At 41.1% G+C, this 15,818-nt stretch carries 16 protein-coding genes; 8 read left to right on the forward strand and 8 right to left on the reverse strand.

Annotated elements, in window-relative coordinates; translation table 11 throughout:
- Window positions 1-59: 59 nt before the first annotated feature.
- From frr to rpsB, 4 genes are all read right to left on the reverse strand, one after another.
- Window positions 60-617 (reverse strand): ribosome recycling factor, encoded by a 558-nt coding sequence (frr, locus tag P8629_RS07470; protein WP_278165502.1) that lies wholly within the window; start codon window positions 615-617, stop codon window positions 60-62.
- Between the two features lie 38 nt (window positions 618-655).
- On the reverse strand, window positions 656-1,366 hold the full coding sequence (gene pyrH / locus P8629_RS07475; protein ID WP_278165503.1) for a UMP kinase: 711 nt from the start codon (window positions 1,364-1,366) through the stop codon (window positions 656-658).
- Between the two features lie 214 nt (window positions 1,367-1,580).
- Window positions 1,581-2,465, reverse strand: coding sequence for a translation elongation factor Ts (gene tsf / locus P8629_RS07480; RefSeq protein WP_278165504.1), 885 nt, complete (start codon window positions 2,463-2,465; stop codon window positions 1,581-1,583).
- A gap of 89 nt (window positions 2,466-2,554) precedes the next feature.
- The gene (rpsB, locus tag P8629_RS07485) at window positions 2,555-3,292 is read right to left on the reverse strand and encodes a 30S ribosomal protein S2 (protein ID WP_278165505.1); all 738 of its coding nucleotides are present in this window, start codon (window positions 3,290-3,292) and stop codon (window positions 2,555-2,557) included.
- A 201-nt stretch (window positions 3,293-3,493) separates the two neighbouring features.
- On the opposite strand from rpsB, the gene map reads away from it, so the two are divergent.
- On the forward strand, window positions 3,494-4,300 hold the full coding sequence (map, locus tag P8629_RS07490) for a type I methionyl aminopeptidase (RefSeq protein ID WP_278165506.1): 807 nt from the start codon (window positions 3,494-3,496) through the stop codon (window positions 4,298-4,300).
- A gap of 25 nt (window positions 4,301-4,325) precedes the next feature.
- Entirely contained in the window at window positions 4,326-6,992 is a 2,667-nt protein-coding gene (gene glnD / locus P8629_RS07495; RefSeq protein WP_278165507.1) for a [protein-PII] uridylyltransferase, read from the forward strand.
- A 9-nt stretch (window positions 6,993-7,001) separates the two neighbouring features.
- Here glnD and P8629_RS07500 read toward each other — a convergent pair whose 3' ends face one another.
- Window positions 7,002-7,373 (reverse strand): VOC family protein, encoded by a 372-nt coding sequence (locus tag P8629_RS07500; protein ID WP_278165508.1) that lies wholly within the window; start codon window positions 7,371-7,373, stop codon window positions 7,002-7,004.
- Window positions 7,374-7,460: 87 nt separating this feature from the next.
- On the opposite strand from P8629_RS07500, the gene dapD reads away from it, so the two are divergent.
- The 5 genes from dapD to P8629_RS07525 all read left to right on the forward strand — a co-directional run bounded on the left by dapD (window position 7,461) and on the right by P8629_RS07525 (window position 10,616).
- On the forward strand, window positions 7,461-8,288 hold the full coding sequence (gene dapD / locus P8629_RS07505) for a 2,3,4,5-tetrahydropyridine-2,6-dicarboxylate N-succinyltransferase (RefSeq protein ID WP_278165509.1): 828 nt from the start codon (window positions 7,461-7,463) through the stop codon (window positions 8,286-8,288).
- Between the two features lie 77 nt (window positions 8,289-8,365).
- Window positions 8,366-8,710: a Spx/MgsR family RNA polymerase-binding regulatory protein gene (locus tag P8629_RS07510; RefSeq protein ID WP_278165510.1), complete on the forward strand. Its 345-nt coding sequence runs from the start codon at window positions 8,366-8,368 to the stop codon at window positions 8,708-8,710.
- Window positions 8,711-8,748: 38 nt separating this feature from the next.
- Window positions 8,749-9,885, forward strand: coding sequence for a succinyl-diaminopimelate desuccinylase (gene dapE / locus P8629_RS07515; protein ID WP_278165511.1), 1,137 nt, complete (start codon window positions 8,749-8,751; stop codon window positions 9,883-9,885).
- On the forward strand, window positions 9,886-10,095 hold the full coding sequence (locus tag P8629_RS07520; RefSeq protein ID WP_278165512.1) for a hypothetical protein: 210 nt from the start codon (window positions 9,886-9,888) through the stop codon (window positions 10,093-10,095).
- Window positions 10,096-10,127: 32 nt separating this feature from the next.
- Complete coding sequence (locus P8629_RS07525; protein WP_278165513.1) at window positions 10,128-10,616, forward strand: Crp/Fnr family transcriptional regulator; 489 nt, start codon at window positions 10,128-10,130, stop codon at window positions 10,614-10,616.
- Between the two features lie 84 nt (window positions 10,617-10,700).
- Here the strand turns inward: P8629_RS07525 and P8629_RS07530 are convergent, their stop codons facing one another.
- Window positions 10,701-12,053 (reverse strand): sodium-dependent transporter, encoded by a 1,353-nt coding sequence (locus P8629_RS07530; RefSeq protein WP_278165514.1) that lies wholly within the window; start codon window positions 12,051-12,053, stop codon window positions 10,701-10,703.
- A gap of 52 nt (window positions 12,054-12,105) precedes the next feature.
- On the opposite strand from P8629_RS07530, the gene murB reads away from it, so the two are divergent.
- A complete protein-coding gene (gene murB, locus P8629_RS07535; RefSeq protein WP_278165515.1) occupies window positions 12,106-13,137 on the forward strand; it encodes a UDP-N-acetylmuramate dehydrogenase in 1,032 nt (343 codons plus the stop codon).
- A gap of 37 nt (window positions 13,138-13,174) precedes the next feature.
- Here murB and P8629_RS07540 read toward each other — a convergent pair whose 3' ends face one another.
- Window positions 13,175-14,560 (reverse strand): mechanosensitive ion channel family protein, encoded by a 1,386-nt coding sequence (locus tag P8629_RS07540; protein WP_278165516.1) that lies wholly within the window; start codon window positions 14,558-14,560, stop codon window positions 13,175-13,177.
- Window positions 14,557-15,630, reverse strand: a complete 1,074-nt coding sequence (gene nagZ, locus P8629_RS07545) for a beta-N-acetylhexosaminidase (RefSeq protein WP_278165517.1) — start codon at window positions 15,628-15,630, stop codon at window positions 14,557-14,559. Before nagZ ends, P8629_RS07540 begins: the two co-directional genes overlap by 4 nt.
- Window positions 15,631-15,818 lie beyond the last annotated feature (188 nt).

A 15,818-nucleotide genomic window follows, 5' to 3' on the forward strand; every position in this document is an offset into this window, starting at 1 on the left:
ACAGGCCGTTGTCTACAACACATCATGTAATTATGCCGTAAAAACAAAAGAATTTCAGCCTAAATTTCCAACAAGCTGTCTTCTTTTTTGGCAAGCATTTGATCTACTTGAGAAACATGCTCGTCCGTTGCTTTCTGAATCTGATCTTCAGCTTGGCGCAACTCATCATCAGTGATATCTTTATCTTTATTCAAATTTTTAAAGTCCGCATTCGCATCACGGCGAATATTACGAATCGCAACTTTGGTTTGCTCTGCTTCTGACTTCGCCAACTTAATAAACTCTTTGCGGCGTTCCTCTGTTAAAGCCGGCATTGGAATACGCATCATATTACCTGTCGTAACCGGGTTAACACCTAAATCTGAAGTCATAATCGCCTTTTCAACCACTGAGACCATTGTTTGTTCCCACGGCTGTACCGTTAAAGTACGCGCATCTTCCACATTCACGTTTGCCACTTGACTAACAGGTACTTCAGATCCGTAATAATCAACCTTTACAGAATCCAAAATGCTCGGATGAGCTCGACCTGTACGAATTTTTGCAAAATTACTTTCTAAGTTTTCAACCGATTTCGTCATACGGTCTTTTGCATCATCAAAAATTTCATCAATCATGTTTTTCTCCTATGAATTCAAGCGTTAAAATAGCCAGTTTAATGTACTAACGTACCTTCATCTTCGCCTTTAACAATCCGAATAACAGCATCTTTCTTAAACATATCAAACACTCGAATCGGCATTTTGTGATCACGGCATAACACAAATGCCGTCATATCCATTACTTGCAGATTTTTCTGAATGACATCATCATAAGTGAGTTCAGCTAAACGCTGAGCACTCGAATCCTTTGCAGGATCCGCCGTATAAATTCCATCAACTTTCGTCGCTTTTAAAACAATATCAGCATCAATTTCAATGCCTCTTAAGGCTGCTGCCGTATCAGTTGTGAAAAAAGGACTGCCCGTTCCAGCTGCAAAAATAGCAACCTGCCCTTCAGCCATCCCTTTTTTAACATGATTGGCATTAAATCCATGGGAAACCCCTTCAATTGCCATCGCGGAATAGACAACCGATGACATCCCCATGTCTTCAATCACATCTCGTAACGCCAGCGCATTGATAACCGTCGCCATCATACCCATGTGATCACCTGTTGTACGCTGAATACCGGCGCCTTCAATTTGAGCCCCTCTAAAAATATTCCCACCGCCAACAACTAAACCAACTTCAACCCCTAAATCACGCAGGGCTTTCACTTCTGAAACCACTTGGCGCAATGTATTAGAGTCTAGGCCAAATTGACCTTGTCCCATTAAAGCTTCACCACTAAATTTCAACAATACTCGAGCGTATTTTAACGACATGTTAACCCTTATCTTTCTTTAAACTTATTTTGAAAACCAACTCAATGCAACGATTATAAAGTGTCTTTCAAAATAAGTTCTAAATTATAGTTAAAAAAAAGCCACGATAAACAAGCTTTGCTTATCATGGCTTTAATTCAAAGATTTAAAACCTTTTTAGAAATGCGATATTTCTTGTAAGCAAAATCAATGATCTCTCTTCAGAAACCCTGATTTAACCTTTTACTGCAGCAGCAGCGGCCGCCACTTCATCAGCGAAGTTTGTTTCTTCAATCTCAATCCCTTCACCCACTTCTAGACGAATGAAATTAGAAACAGACGCATCTGAAGCTTTCAACAATTTTTCAACTGTTTGATCAGGGTCTTTAACAAATGCTTGACCTAGTAGCGTAATTTCTTGCAAATACTTACGCATACGACCATCAATCATTTTCTCGATGATTTCAGCCGGCTTACCAGAATCTTGTGCTTGTTCGATTTGGAACTTACGCTCTTTTTCCAACATTTCCTGATCAACATCATCCGCAGAGATTGCAGATGGGTTCGCTGCAGCAACATGCATTGCAACATCACGCACCAATGTTTCATCACCACCATTCATCGCAACAACAACACCGATCTTCTCACCGTGTTGATATTGACCAATTGTGCCGTTTGACTCAACCAATTCCACACGACGTACAGCCATGTTTTCACCGATTTTACCAATCATTTCACGACGTTTTTCATCAATCGATTGACCGTTCGCCATTTTTTCATTCATTAGCGCATCAATATCAACTGTTCCAGTCGCTAATACAATCGCTGCAATCTCATCTGCGAACGCTTTAAAATCGTCACCTTTTGCAACGAAGTCAGTTTCACAGTTCACTTCAACGATTGCTGCTTTCGTCTTATCATCAGAAACTGCAATTGCAATCACACCTTCTGCTGCAGTTCTACCTGCTTTCTTATCAGCCCCTGCCATACCTTTCTTACGAAGAAACTCAATCGCTTCTTCCATGTTTCCATCAGTTTCAGCAAGTGCTTTTTTACAATCCATCATGCCTGCGCCAGTTGCTTCACGCAGTTCTTTTACCATAGATGCAGTAACAGCCATTTTTTAGACCTCAAATAAGTTTAATAAATTGAAAGGCCTGGAAAGAATTGACCAGGCCTGGTTGTTTTTGAAAGTGTTGCGTTTAAAGATTAAGCTTCTGCTTTCTCTTCAACAAATTCATCACTTTCAGCTGCTGCTGTTGTAATAGAACCTTTACCTTCATTGATCGCATCTGCAGCGGCAGATAGATATAAAGACACAGCGCGAACAGCATCGTCATTCCCTGGAATAACGTAATCAACGCCATTTGGATCATTGTTTGTATCAACAACACCTACTACTGGAATACCTAGGTTTTGTGCTTCTTGAATCGCAATTTTTTCATTACCTGTATCAATAATGAAAATAGCGTCAGGCATTGCACGCATATCTTTAATCCCACCTAAAGAAAGCTCAAGCTTTGCTTTTTGGCGTGTACGCATCAATGCTTCTTTTTTGGTAATTTTTTCAAATGTACCGTCTTGCTCTTGAACTTCAAGGTCTTTTAGGTTCTTGATTGACTGCTTGATTGTTTTAAAGTTAGTCAACATACCACCTAACCAACGGTGATTTACATAAGGCATACCGCAGCGCTGTGCTTCTTGAGCGACTAGATCGCCTGCTGCACGCTTTGTTCCTACAAATAAAACAGTTCCTTTATTTGCAGCGATTCCGCCTACGAAGTTCAATGCATCATTAAACATAGGCAATGTTTTTTCTAAGTTAACGATGTGAATTTTGTTACGAGCACCAAAAATGTACTCACCCATTTTCGGGTTCCAATAACGCGTTTGATGTCCGAAGTGAACACCTGCTTCTAGCATTTGGCGCATAGTGACTTTAGCCATGATTTTCTCCATATTGGGTTAAGCCTCCGCCTGCCCAACAAACGAACCAGGTTAAACTAAACTGGCACCCCGTTTGATGTATCGGCAAGCGTGTGGTTTTTCTGTTAAAATTACCTTCATTAGAAAGGCGGCGCATTTATACCACGAAAGCGCTAAACCTGCAAGTTTTATTGAATTTTACAACCACTTTTTGGAAGCTCAATGGCAATTAAGATCAAAACGGAACAAGAACTGGAAAAACTTCGTATCGCCGGCAAACTGGCGGCTGATATACTGGTAATGATTGAACCCTACGTTAAGGCTGGCGTATCGACTGGTGAACTCAATGACATCATGGCAAAACACATGACCGATGTACAAGGCACCACCTCTGCTACCCTGGGGTATCATGGCTTTCCTTCAGAAAGCTGTATTTCGGTGAATGACGTCGTTTGTCACGGCATCCCCGAACATGATAAAAAACTTAAAAAAGGCGACATCGTCAACATCGATGTCACCGTGATCAAAGATGGTTATTTTGGTGACAACAGCATGATGTTTGAAGTGGGTGACGTCAAGCCTTTCGCACACAAGCTTTGTCAGGTGGCGCACGAGTGCTTATGGCTGGGTATTGAAGCGGTCAAACCAAAAGCGACCCTATATGACATTGCTTACGCCATTGAAACACACGCACACAACCACCACTTCTCGGTCGTTAAAGAATATTGCGGTCACGGCATTGGTTCAGAATTTCATGAGGAACCTCAAGTGGTTCATTACACTCAGCCTGAGTTAAAAGAAATTGTATTACAAGAAGGCATGGTCTTCACTATCGAACCGATGATAAACCAAGGTAAATCAAACGTTAAAACGCTTGGGCCGAATAAAAAATATCCGGAAAATACGATTTTCCCTGTTAAAACATCGGATCGAAAACTGTCTGCCCAATGGGAACACACGATTGCAGTAACCAAAGACGGTTATGAAGTGTTAACCCTTAGACCGGGCGAAAAACCGGTACTGCCCTAAGCAACCGAAGCCACAAGGATTTTATATGGCGACCACAACAGACAAGCAATCTTCAACAACCTCTCCAAGCTTTGTCTACAACTTGGATCATGAAGATAGAAACACCTCTTTAAAAAGTGGTCGCGCGGTATTGAGTGATTTCAATGAGCAGCAATTTGAAAAGTTTGACAAAGGCTGCTCCATTGAAACGTTACTCAAAGAACGAACCTCTTTTATCGACCAACTCCTTAAAAAAATCTGGGAGCACTTTTTTCCCAAAAACGGCATCGAACAACTGACTCTGGTTGCAGTCGGAGGCTATGGCCGAGGAGAACTTCAACCCTACTCTGATATAGATCTACTCATTCTGGGAGAAAACTTTGACGAACTTCAGCCCAAAATCATTGAGTTCATCACCTATCTTTGGGATATCGGCTTTGAAGTCGGTCATGCCGTACGCAACCTGGAAGACTGCATTGAAGCAGGCCGAGAAGACGTCACTACGGCAACCAACTTACTTGAAGCAAGATGGCTGGCGGGAAAATATGAGCAGTTCCTGTCCTTACAAAACTTATTCAATTTAAAATCTTTCTGGCCAAGTCATGAGTTTTTTCAAGCCAAACTAGAAGAACAAGAAAAACGTCACAAACGCTATAACAACACCCTATATCAGCTCGAACCTAACATCAAAGAAAGTCCTGGTGGCTTGAGAGACATTCAAACCATTCTCTGGGTTGCTAAAAGACATTTTGGTGCTAGCTCACTGCAAGAGTTGATGCAGCATAATTTTATTTCTTTACAAGAGTTTAAAGAAATTCAAGCGGCATATCTCTATTTAAATCGCATTCGGTTTGCACTGCACCGCTTGAAAAAACGCCATGAAGACCGCTTGTTATTCGACCATCAACAACAACTGGCAGAATTACTCAACCACGATGACCGTCCAGAGCACAATGACAGTATAAAAGCCGTTGAAGCCTTTATGAAACCTTACTATCAAAATGCACATATCGTTGCACGACTCAACGAAATTCTACTGCAGCATTTTAAAGAAGAAATCTATCACTTCTCTGAAGATAAAATTGAGCCGATTAATCCGCGTTTTCGTATCATCAACAATTACCTGGATGTCGTTAAAGAAAATCTATTTTCCAAAAACCCAACGGCTTTATTGGAAATTTTCATTATTATTGAAAACTATCAGCACGTAATCCAAGGGATTCGGTCACGCACCATTCGCCTGATTCGTAATCATCTGCATTTAATTGATGATCAGTTTCGATCAGACCCAATCAACAAGGCACTTTTCATCGAAATATTCCGTCAGCCTAAAGGGGTGAATGCGGCCGTCAAACGTATGTATGCTTATGGCATTCTAGGCGCTTATCTGCCGAGTTTTAAGAAAATAACCGGCTTAATGCAGTTTAATATTTTTCATGCCTACACGGTTGATGAGCACACCATCCTAGTGATTAGAAACTTAAGACGTTTCTTTATCAAGCAACATGCGTATGAGTTCCCTACCGCGCACCAGGTTGCGACACAACTTTGTAAACCTGAACTCCTGCTATTGGCAGGGTTATTTCATGACATCGCAAAAGGCCGCAATGGCGCGCATGAAAAATTAGGCGCAGTCGATGCCAAAGCATTCAGCCAAAAACACAACTTGAGCAAAAATGATACAGATTTGCTCAGTTGGCTTGTTTTGCGTCACTTGGACTTCTCTTATGTTGCACAAAAGAAAGACTTGTCCGATCCTGAAATTATTCAACAATTTGCAGAAAAAGTGGGGACACAACAACGACTGGATTACCTTTACCTACTAACCCTAGCCGACGTAAGGTCGACCTCAGATGAAGTCTGGAACGACTGGAAAAACCAACTCTTCCTACAGCTTTACCACAACACGACTCAAGCGTTAGACAGCTCCTCAAGCCAGCCAAGAGATAGGGTTAAGCAAGCGATTTTTAACAAAGAAAAAGCCAGCGAATTGTTGAAAAAAAGAGGCTTAATTCCGATGCATTTTCAAGGGTTCTGGCAAGCTTTTGAACAAACTGATTTCTTTAACCGACAAAGCGCAGCAGAAATTGCTCGAATTACCCGAGTGCTATTTGAAGAAGACCATGAAGCGGTCAACATTCACCTCCAACCCACTACGTCTCGTGGGGCGACGGAGCTGATTATTTATATGCATGATCGAGACTATCTGTTTGCTCAGTTTACGCAACTAATTGACAAGCTTGACTTAAACATTGTCGAAGCCAAAATCTACTCGGGTGAGGACGACATGACACTGGTCATTATCTATTTGCTAGACCGAGAAAATACCAGTATTACCGACCCAATGATTTTGGCAGAAATTGAAGAAACGTTAAAACACCAACTTTTCTTAACAGATGATTCTATGCCGCCAACACAACCTGAACCTAGGCGCATTCGGGTATTTGAAATGCCAACGCAAATACAGTTTCAAGAAATGAATGAAGAGATGACCGAGTTAAGCATCAGCACAAAAGACATCCCTGGGTTACTTGCCAAGATCGGTCAAGCGTTTAAGTCCTGCAAAATTCGAGTACATGACGCTAAAATCAATACCGTTGGCGAGAAAGCTGAAGATACATTTATGGTGAGTTCAACCACCAATGAATCGATTCATACCCGCCACAGCCAGGAAGAATTAAAACAAGCTTTACTGAACAACATTGATCAGTAGTTCAAACACTCAAGCTTCAAACAACTCAAAAGCATTATTATCTAAGTCTTTGATAAATAATGCTTTTCTTCCAGACTTACTTTTTGTATACACTAGATCATTTTTTTGCAAAAAAGCTTCATATTCCGTAATCGAATCCACTCTTAATGCAAAGTGATAGTCTCTACCGCCATGAGCAGGCCTGGTGGTTTTTTCATTTGGATTAGGCAATTGCATGATATGTAGACTTTGTCCACTCATCAAATCCAACCAATACCCCGGAAACCCTAAATTAGGGCGATCAAGTGATTGCAGACCAAGCACCCCTTGGTAAAATGCCAGCGCCCGTTCAGCATCCTCAACAATAATACTGACATGATCAAAACCCAACACTTTTGCCATGATAAATTCCTTAAAAATGCTATAATCGTAAAAATTTTTAAAATTTAAATTACTTAATAAATAGAATTAAAACAAATAGGAAATCAAATGTCAGCAGATTTACAAAAAGTCATTGAAGAAGCCTTTGAGCGCCGCGCCGAAATCACGCCAAAAACCGTTGATGCTGAAACGAAAAAAGCGATCAACGAAGCCATTATGCTGTTAGATTCAGGAAAAATGCGTGTTGCAGAACAAAAAGGTGTCGGTGACTGGCAAGTAAATGAATGGCTGAAAAAAGCCGTTTTACTTTCTTTCCGTACAGAAGAAAATACGGTTATGAACTCTTCTGAAACACGCTACTTTGATAAAGTACCTTCAAAGTTTGCGGATTGGTCTCAAGCCGATTTTGAACAGGCGGGTATCCGTGTTGTACCACCAGCAATGGCGCGCCGTGGTTCTTTTATCGCACCAAGCACTGTCCTAATGCCTTCTTACGTGAACATTGGTGCTTATGTTGACTCAGGCTCAATGGTTGACACTTGGGCAACCGTTGGTTCTTGTGCTCAAATTGGTAAAAATGTTCACCTTTCTGGCGGTGTTGGTATTGGTGGTGTTCTTGAGCCGCTTCAAGCTGCCCCGACAATCATCGAAGATAACTGCTTCATCGGTGCGCGTTCTGAAGTGGTTGAAGGCGTGATCGTCGAAGAAGGTTCTGTAATCTCAATGGGTGTTTATATCGGTCAATCAACCCGTATCTATGATCGTGAAACAGGTGAAATTCATTACGGACGCGTTCCAGCTGGCTCAGTTGTTGTCTCTGGTAACCTTCCATCTAAAGATGGCACCTACAGCCTATATTGTGCTGTCATTGTTAAAAAAGTAGATGCGAAAACGCTTGGTAAAGTTGGCATCAACGAGTTACTGAGAGATATTTAATCTTATTTTCAGTTAACAACAAGATCCCCGCTTCTGCGGGGATTTTTGCATCTACCTTCTTTATTTAGGATAATACTATGAATAAATTATTCGGTATTTCAAATTGTGACACGGTTCGAAAAGCAAAAAAATGGCTTGAAGCCAATCATATCAACTTTGAATATATTGATTTCCGAAAAGCGGACTTTGCAAAAGAACACATTCAAGATTGGTTAAAAAAAGTCGACTTTGAGGACATTGTCAATCAACGCAGCCAAGCTTGGAAAGCATTAACAGATGAACAAAAACATGATTTATTTGCTAACAAACAGTTTTCTTTATTACTCGAAACACCAACGTTAATTAAACGCCCAGTGCTACAAACTTCTGAAACCATTTTATTTGGATTTAAAGAAGCACAATACCAAACACAGTTTGCTTAAACCTTACTTAGCCTTAATTTATTATCTGGAAGCTCAAGATGTCAGAAACCCTTCAACTTGCTCAAAAACTCATTCAAACCGAGTCTGTCACACCGAATGACAATGGGTGTCAAACAATCATCGCTGATTACTTAAAGCCACTCGGATTTGAAATCGAATCCATGCCATTTGAAGAGGTTGACAACTTATGGGCAAGAGCAGGTACAGACGGCCCCGTTATCGTTTTTGCAGGACACACCGACGTCGTACCAACCGGGCCTGAAGAAAAATGGACCCACCCACCCTTCTCAGCCCATATTGACAATCATGGCATGATGTATGGGCGTGGTACTGCGGACATGAAAAGCAGCATTGCTTGTTTTATGGTTGCCACCAAGCAGTTCATTAATCAGCACCCTGATTTTAAAGGGTCGATTGCTTTTCTGATTACAAGTGATGAAGAAGGCCCGGCAATTAACGGAACGGTCAAGGTTATAGAAACCTTAGAAGCACGGAATGAAAAATTTGAATATTGCTTGGTAGGCGAACCGTCCAGCAGCGACACCTTAGGCGATTCCATTAAAAATGGACGTCGAGGTTCTTTAAGTGGACACTTAACCTTAAAAGGAATTCAAGGACACATTGCTTACCCGCAGTTAGCGGAAAACCCAATTCATACGCTTTCCCCGGCTTTAAACGAAATGGTCAACAAAGTGTGGGATCACGGCAATGATTACTTTCCGCCAACTTCATTTCAAGTATCAAACATTCATGCCGGCACGGGCGCAACCAATGTCATCCCTGGTGATTGTGTTGTCGACTTTAACTTTCGTTTCTCAACCGAACAAACGCCGGATAGTTTAAAAGCAGGCATTCATCAAATTTTAGACAACCACAATCTCAACTATGACTTAGATTGGAACCTATCCGGATTGCCATTTATTACCCCTGCAGACGGCGAGTTAATCCAAGCGGTCTCAAAAGCGATCGAGCAAGAAATGGGCACGTCACCCGAGCTTTCAACCGGAGGTGGTACCTCAGATGGCCGCTTTATTGCACAGACAGGCGCACAAGTGATTGAATTAGGCCCATTAAATGATACCATTCATAAAATAGATGAACGTGTCAGCGTATCGGATTTAGAAAAATTGACTCAAATTTACCAGAAGATGCTGGTTAACTTATTGGTGAAATAAATGCTTCAAATCATCCTAGAAATACTCGCGCTCGTTATTTTCATTGCGCTTGTTTGGCCATATATCAAAAAAGAAAAATGGAAAGAAAAATTTATCGACAACAAACAAGCACGCTCTGTACTCATTGTTTTTCTCCTGATTCTGGTATTTATGGTGGGGTTATCGCTCTTTTTTGATATGCTTTACCCTATTGAACGAATTGATCACTAATCCAAATTATTGACTTATTTAGGAGCTAACGAATGGCAAAAGCCGCTGAAAGCAAATTAATCGCGGAGTCTGTGCTGGGTTCAGATTTAACGCAAGAAAACTGTGAAATCTTGTCAGAAATTGTTAAACAAAAAACACTGGCTAAAGAAGAAGTCCTTTTTGAGCCAGAAACACTAGATGGCAACTTGTATATCTTGATTGAAGGTAAATTGGATATCCTCAAGGTCATTAACCCCAACAAGACTATTCACATTAACACCTTGAAAAAAGGCGCTTTAATTGGAGAATTAAGCTTTGTAGACGGGATCGCACATACCATGCGATTACAAGCGCGCAATGAATCAACGGTTCTTATCTTGCATCGCGATGAGTTTGAAGCACTTGGTGAACAGCATCCTAAACTTATGTTCAATGTCATGAAGTCGATCTTACGATTCTCTCATCATTTACAAAGAAGAATGCTACAAGAAAATCTTGAGATGTTACGTCTTGTGCAAAGTGAGTACATGACCCAATATTAACCTTCCGCAGTTAATTAGGTTTTGAAAAAGGATAAACTAAATTTATCCTTTTCAGCCTCCAAAGCAATATTCTGACCTGTTATCTTAGGTCACACTTTCAAAAAAGACGATAAAGACCAAAATCGGCGCAACCCATTTTACAATGACCGAATAGGTACCAGACCATTTCGAGGGCATGCCAGTCTCATCATTTCGCTGCTGAAGCGTCCAAACCCACCCCACAAATAATGCGGTAAACATTCCCCCTAACGGCAACATAATATTGGACGTCAGAAAATCAATACTTTCAAAGAAAGTCTTTCCTTCCAAAAAGGTTTGCCCTTTCCATAAGTTAAAGGAAAACACACTCCCCAACCCAAGCAACCAGGCAAAACTACCAAGTAACCAGGCCGCTTTTTTGCGCGTATAATTCCAATTCTGCTCTAACCAGCTAATTGCCGGTTCAATCATGGAAATCGAAGAACTTAATGCGGCAAAAACCACCATACCAAAGAATAAAGTTCCAAAAAACCATCCGCCACTCATTTGGCCAAAGGCAACCGGTAGTGTCTGAAACAACAAACCTGGACCCGACCCTGCTTCTAATCCATTACCAAAAACAATCGAAAAAATGACCAGGCCTGCAATCAATGCAATCAATGTGTCAGCAACCACAATCCAGATACTGGCTTTTACAATGGAATAATTCTTTGGTAAATAAGACCCATAGACCATCATCGTCCCGAACCCTAAACTCAAGGTGAAAAAAGCATGACCCAAAGCAATCAAAACAGAGTCACTGGTCAAGGCAGTAAAATTAGGCTTAAATAGAAATTCAAAACTTTGTGCAAAAGCGCCCGTTGTGGTGGCATACCCCAGCAAAATTAACAAAATAATTAAAAGTCCCGGCATCATAATATTGATGGCTTTTTCAATCCCGCTCCGAACCCCTTTGACCACAATCAAAACCGTTAATAACATCACAACCGTATGCCAAAACAGAACAACTAACGGATTAGAGACGAACTGGTCAAAATGGTTCTGGGCTTGGGCCGCATTCATATCAATAAAGGTACCTGAAACACTTTCAACAAAATAGGCAACGCCCCAGCCTGCAATGACAGCATAAAAAGATAAAATCAATAAGCCCCCCAAAACAGCATTAAACCCTAAAAATACCCAGAGTTTATTCGCACCGGTGGCTTTGACAATATTGGCCATCGCTTGAGGCGGACTTGCTTTCCCTGCGCGACCTAAACTGATTTCGGCAATTAAAATGGGCAAACCGATAAGGACAATACATAATAGATACACGAGGACAAACGCCCCGCCACCGTTTTCACCGGTTATATACGGAAATTTCCATAGATTCCCCAGCCCGACAGCAGAACCAATCGCTGCCATAATAAAAACAGTTTGTGATGTCCATAACTGCGCCGAAACTTTTAACTGCGCCATACATTATTCCTTTATAATAGCCATACTTACTTGCTTCAAAATTATAACAGATATGCATATTCACGCTAATTATTCCCTGAAAAACAGAAACACGTTTAAGATCGACATCAAAACGCAATATTTTGTCGAAATTACCAAACAATCTGACATTCCTGTTTTACGATCAGATATTAAGCTAGCAGCCCTTCCGTGGATCATACTAGGCGGGGGAAGCAACATTCTGTTCACACAAGATCTTGAAAAAGTCATTGTGACGTGTAAATTCGACAAGATTAAAGTCATGAAAGAAGATCAGGATAATATTTGGATTTCTGTCGGGGCGGGCATGCCTTGGCATGAGTTTGTAGAATATACCGTCAAGAATGGATATTGGGGACTTGAAAACCTGGCGCTTATCCCAGGAACGGTCGGTGCATCGCCGGTTCAAAACATTGGTGCTTATGGCGCAGAAGCTAGAGATACGATCACGCGCGTCCAAACGCTAAATTTGTTTACCGGTGAACGCCGAGAATTTAGAAATACCGAATGCCATTTTGGTTATCGCACCAGTATCTTTAAACAAGAATATGAAAATCGTTTATTAGTGCATCGCGTCACTTTCCGTTTAAGAAAAATTCATGCTGGGCACCCAAACCTTGTCTACGACCCCTTAAAAGAAGCCATACAACATCAGTTCCCCTCCATGGACGCTTTAACACCTGAAGACGTTTTCAATACCGTCGTCAAAATTCGACAGGAAAAGATTCCTGACCCACGTATTTATGGCAATGCCGGTAGTTTCTTCAAAAACCCAATTATCACAGAGCAATATTTCAAAGAACTCTGCAAAATTCATGGTGAAGTGCCTCACCACCAAACCATCAACCATGAATATAAAATTCCGGCCGCTTGGCTGATTGATAAAACAGGTTGGAAAGGTCGTAAAATGAAAAATGCTGCTGTCTCTGAAAAACACGCCTTAGTTTTAATCAATCTAGGCGATGCCAAAGGGTGTGAAGTAGTTCGTTTAGCTGAGGCCATTCAAGAAGATGTCGACCACAAGTTCGGTATCCATTTGGAAAGAGAAGTCATCATTATGAAATAACGATTAATTGTTATTCCATAATGATCACGTCACCACATCACGTTTTTTCAACGCCACCTGACTTTTCAGAACTCTTCGGCCCTTCTGCTTCATCTGACTTTTCAATATCATCCAATTTCTCAGCATCATCTGATTCTTTGTCACTATCTAACTTTTCAGAACCCCTTTGTTCAAACCTTACAGAATCTTCAACATAAAGTGTTCTTGTCGGGAAAGCCATCTCGGCATCATGCGCTTCAACAATATCAGCCACTTTTAACAAAACATCTTCTTTGACCTCATGAAATTTCACCCACACAGTCGTTTTGGTAAAGGCATAGATCAAAATATCCAAAGTGGACTGGTTATACATATTGAAGTTCACAATTAAGGTTTCATCACTGGCAATTTCCGGATGCTCTTGCAACATTTTTCGAATATCGGCGGTGATCTCAGCAACAGATTTTACATCGCAATAACGCACACCCACGGTTTCTTTAATTCGGCGGTGTTGCATACGAGAAGGGTTTTCGATGGTAATATTGGTAAAGGTACCATTAGGAATATAAAGTGGTCGTTTATCAAAGGTTCTGACAACCGTAATGCGCCAACCGATGTTCTCGACGGTCCCTTCAATTTCCTTTTCAGGGGATCGAATCCAATCGCCCACAATAAAAGGTTTATCCCAATAAAGCATCAACCCACCCAGCACGTTGCTGACCATATCCTTAGCAGCAAAACCGACAGCAATCCCGCCCATACCACCAAAAGCGATCAAACCGGTTAAGTTAACCCCTAAAGCGCTGAGAACAAATAAAGCCGTAATAATGAAAACCGTAAGTCGAAAGACTTTTCCAGCAGCTTCGACTGTCACCGAATCCCAACGTTTATCTTTTCTTTCTAAGCGCTTTAAATACAATTCAATTCCATGTACCCATCGAACCGAAAACCAAGCGACTGCAATCACGCCTAGCGTTGACTTAAAGTTTGCAATATAAGGAATAAGCTCTAAGAATAATTTAAATTGATTCATGATGGTTGTAAGTGCCAACACCGCACCAGATAACCAAATATAAAATGAAACAGGGCTGCTTAACGAACTTGGAATTGTCTGTAAAAACCGTTTTTTACGCTTATCCAAAAGATAATCCGTAAAATTCACCGCTATTCTGAAAACAAGGTCAATAACAAAGGTGATCGATAAAATCAACACCAGCAACATAAACCAGATCTGTCCATCAAACAATTCAACTAAATAGCGCCAAGTCTCTGGAAACAAACTCACTAATTGACCTAAGCTATTATTTGTAAAATCTTCAAACAACGTTGTTAAACCATCATTATCGACCCCCAACAACTTAAAATCATTCATAGCAACGTTTAGCCCCATAAAATGGAAAAATACAGTTTGAATCATTTGAAAAATGAACATTCCACTATTCATACTAAAAGTCCTTGTTGGTTGACACTATTTAAAAAATGACTGACATGTGACGCTCGAGACTGCCATAACGGATTATTATGTAGTTGTGAAAGCTTGATCTGAACTTTACCATGTAAGCGGATTAGGCGCGCATGCGATAAGGGACCAGTTTCCCATACAACTTGGCTTAAAACCTCGTCCGCCGCCTCTGGATCGTTACAAACTAAAACCAAATCACACCCTGCTTTTAAAGCGGCCGTTACGCGGGTGGGCGCATCGCCAAATTCTGTCGCAGCATGCATCGACATATCATCGCTAATAATTGCCCCATCAAAATAACATTGTTGTCTCAGCACATCCTGTAACCAGACTTTTGAAAACCCTGCCGGCAAATCATCCACCTTAGGGTAACGAACATGCGCCGGCATCACAGCATCCAAACCATTTTCAATTAGTTTTAAAAATGGCTGAATATCTTTATGGGCAATTTCTTGAAATTCTCTATGATCAACCGCCACTTCTAAATGGGTATCGGCTTGAATATAACCATGTCCGGGAAAGTGTTTGGCCACTGAAGCCATTCCTGCATCACGCATTCCTTTGGCCAAAGCACTTCCTAACTTTCCAACAACAACCGGATCTGAATCAAACGCTCGATCGCCTATCACTCGGCTATCGCCATAGTCTAAATCCACAACTGGCGCAAAACTAAAGTCCGCACCCACAGCCAATAACTCAGTGGCCATCAGCCAGCCAACTTGCTGAGCCAGTTCCAGGCCTTCCTTTTCATTGTGTCGAAAACAAACGCCCAGTTGTCCCATTGCTGGAATTAATGAAAACCCGTCTCTAAAACGCTGAACCCGCCCTCCTTCATGATCCACACCAATCAACAGTTTAGGGTGACGCAACTGGTGTATTTCCGTGGTCAAAGCTTGAAGCTGTTCAATCGATTCATAATTTCGGCTGAATAAAATCACACCTGCCACCAACGGATCCAATAATCTTTCTTTTTCATGTGGCTGTAATGTCGTCGACGCGATATCAACCATAATGCAGCCCAAAGGCATGGCCTGGCCTAATAACTTTTCCATAGATTCCTAGAGTTAATCACTATTATTTGCATGATTATAAACGCTTACCCCCTTAATAAAGAAGCCTAGTTATCTCTTTAGGAATAAAAAGTGTAAAAATTATGCATTCTGGTAAAAAGTTGATCCTGATTAATGAAAAATACTCTTAAAAACGTATAATTCTGCCTATTAACCCCATTAAAAATAAC

It is taken from the genome of Hydrogenovibrio sp. 3SP14C1 (genome assembly GCF_029625905.1).
In the GTDB taxonomy this organism is placed as follows: Bacteria; Pseudomonadota; Gammaproteobacteria; order Thiomicrospirales; family Thiomicrospiraceae; genus Hydrogenovibrio.

Coding starts and splice junctions, on each gene's coding strand:
- frr (WP_278165502.1), bottom strand. CDS start 617: ATGATTGATGAAATTTTTGATGATGCAAAAGACCGTATGACGAAATCG.
- pyrH (WP_278165503.1), bottom strand. CDS start 1,366: ATGTCGTTAAAATACGCTCGAGTATTGTTGAAATTTAGTGGTGAAGCT.
- tsf (WP_278165504.1), bottom strand. CDS start 2,465: ATGGCTGTTACTGCATCTATGGTAAAAGAACTGCGTGAAGCAACTGGC.
- rpsB (WP_278165505.1), bottom strand. CDS start 3,292: ATGGCTAAAGTCACTATGCGCCAAATGCTAGAAGCAGGTGTTCACTTC.
- map (WP_278165506.1), top strand. CDS start 3,494: ATGGCAATTAAGATCAAAACGGAACAAGAACTGGAAAAACTTCGTATC.
- glnD (WP_278165507.1), top strand. CDS start 4,326: ATGGCGACCACAACAGACAAGCAATCTTCAACAACCTCTCCAAGCTTT.
- P8629_RS07500 (WP_278165508.1), bottom strand. CDS start 7,373: ATGGCAAAAGTGTTGGGTTTTGATCATGTCAGTATTATTGTTGAGGAT.
- dapD (WP_278165509.1), top strand. CDS start 7,461: ATGTCAGCAGATTTACAAAAAGTCATTGAAGAAGCCTTTGAGCGCCGC.
- P8629_RS07510 (WP_278165510.1), top strand. CDS start 8,366: ATGAATAAATTATTCGGTATTTCAAATTGTGACACGGTTCGAAAAGCA.
- dapE (WP_278165511.1), top strand. CDS start 8,749: ATGTCAGAAACCCTTCAACTTGCTCAAAAACTCATTCAAACCGAGTCT.
- P8629_RS07520 (WP_278165512.1), top strand. CDS start 9,886: ATGCTTCAAATCATCCTAGAAATACTCGCGCTCGTTATTTTCATTGCG.
- P8629_RS07525 (WP_278165513.1), top strand. CDS start 10,128: ATGGCAAAAGCCGCTGAAAGCAAATTAATCGCGGAGTCTGTGCTGGGT.
- P8629_RS07530 (WP_278165514.1), bottom strand. CDS start 12,053: ATGGCGCAGTTAAAAGTTTCGGCGCAGTTATGGACATCACAAACTGTT.
- murB (WP_278165515.1), top strand. CDS start 12,106: ATGCATATTCACGCTAATTATTCCCTGAAAAACAGAAACACGTTTAAG.
- P8629_RS07540 (WP_278165516.1), bottom strand. CDS start 14,560: ATGAATAGTGGAATGTTCATTTTTCAAATGATTCAAACTGTATTTTTC.
- nagZ (WP_278165517.1), bottom strand. CDS start 15,630: ATGGAAAAGTTATTAGGCCAGGCCATGCCTTTGGGCTGCATTATGGTT.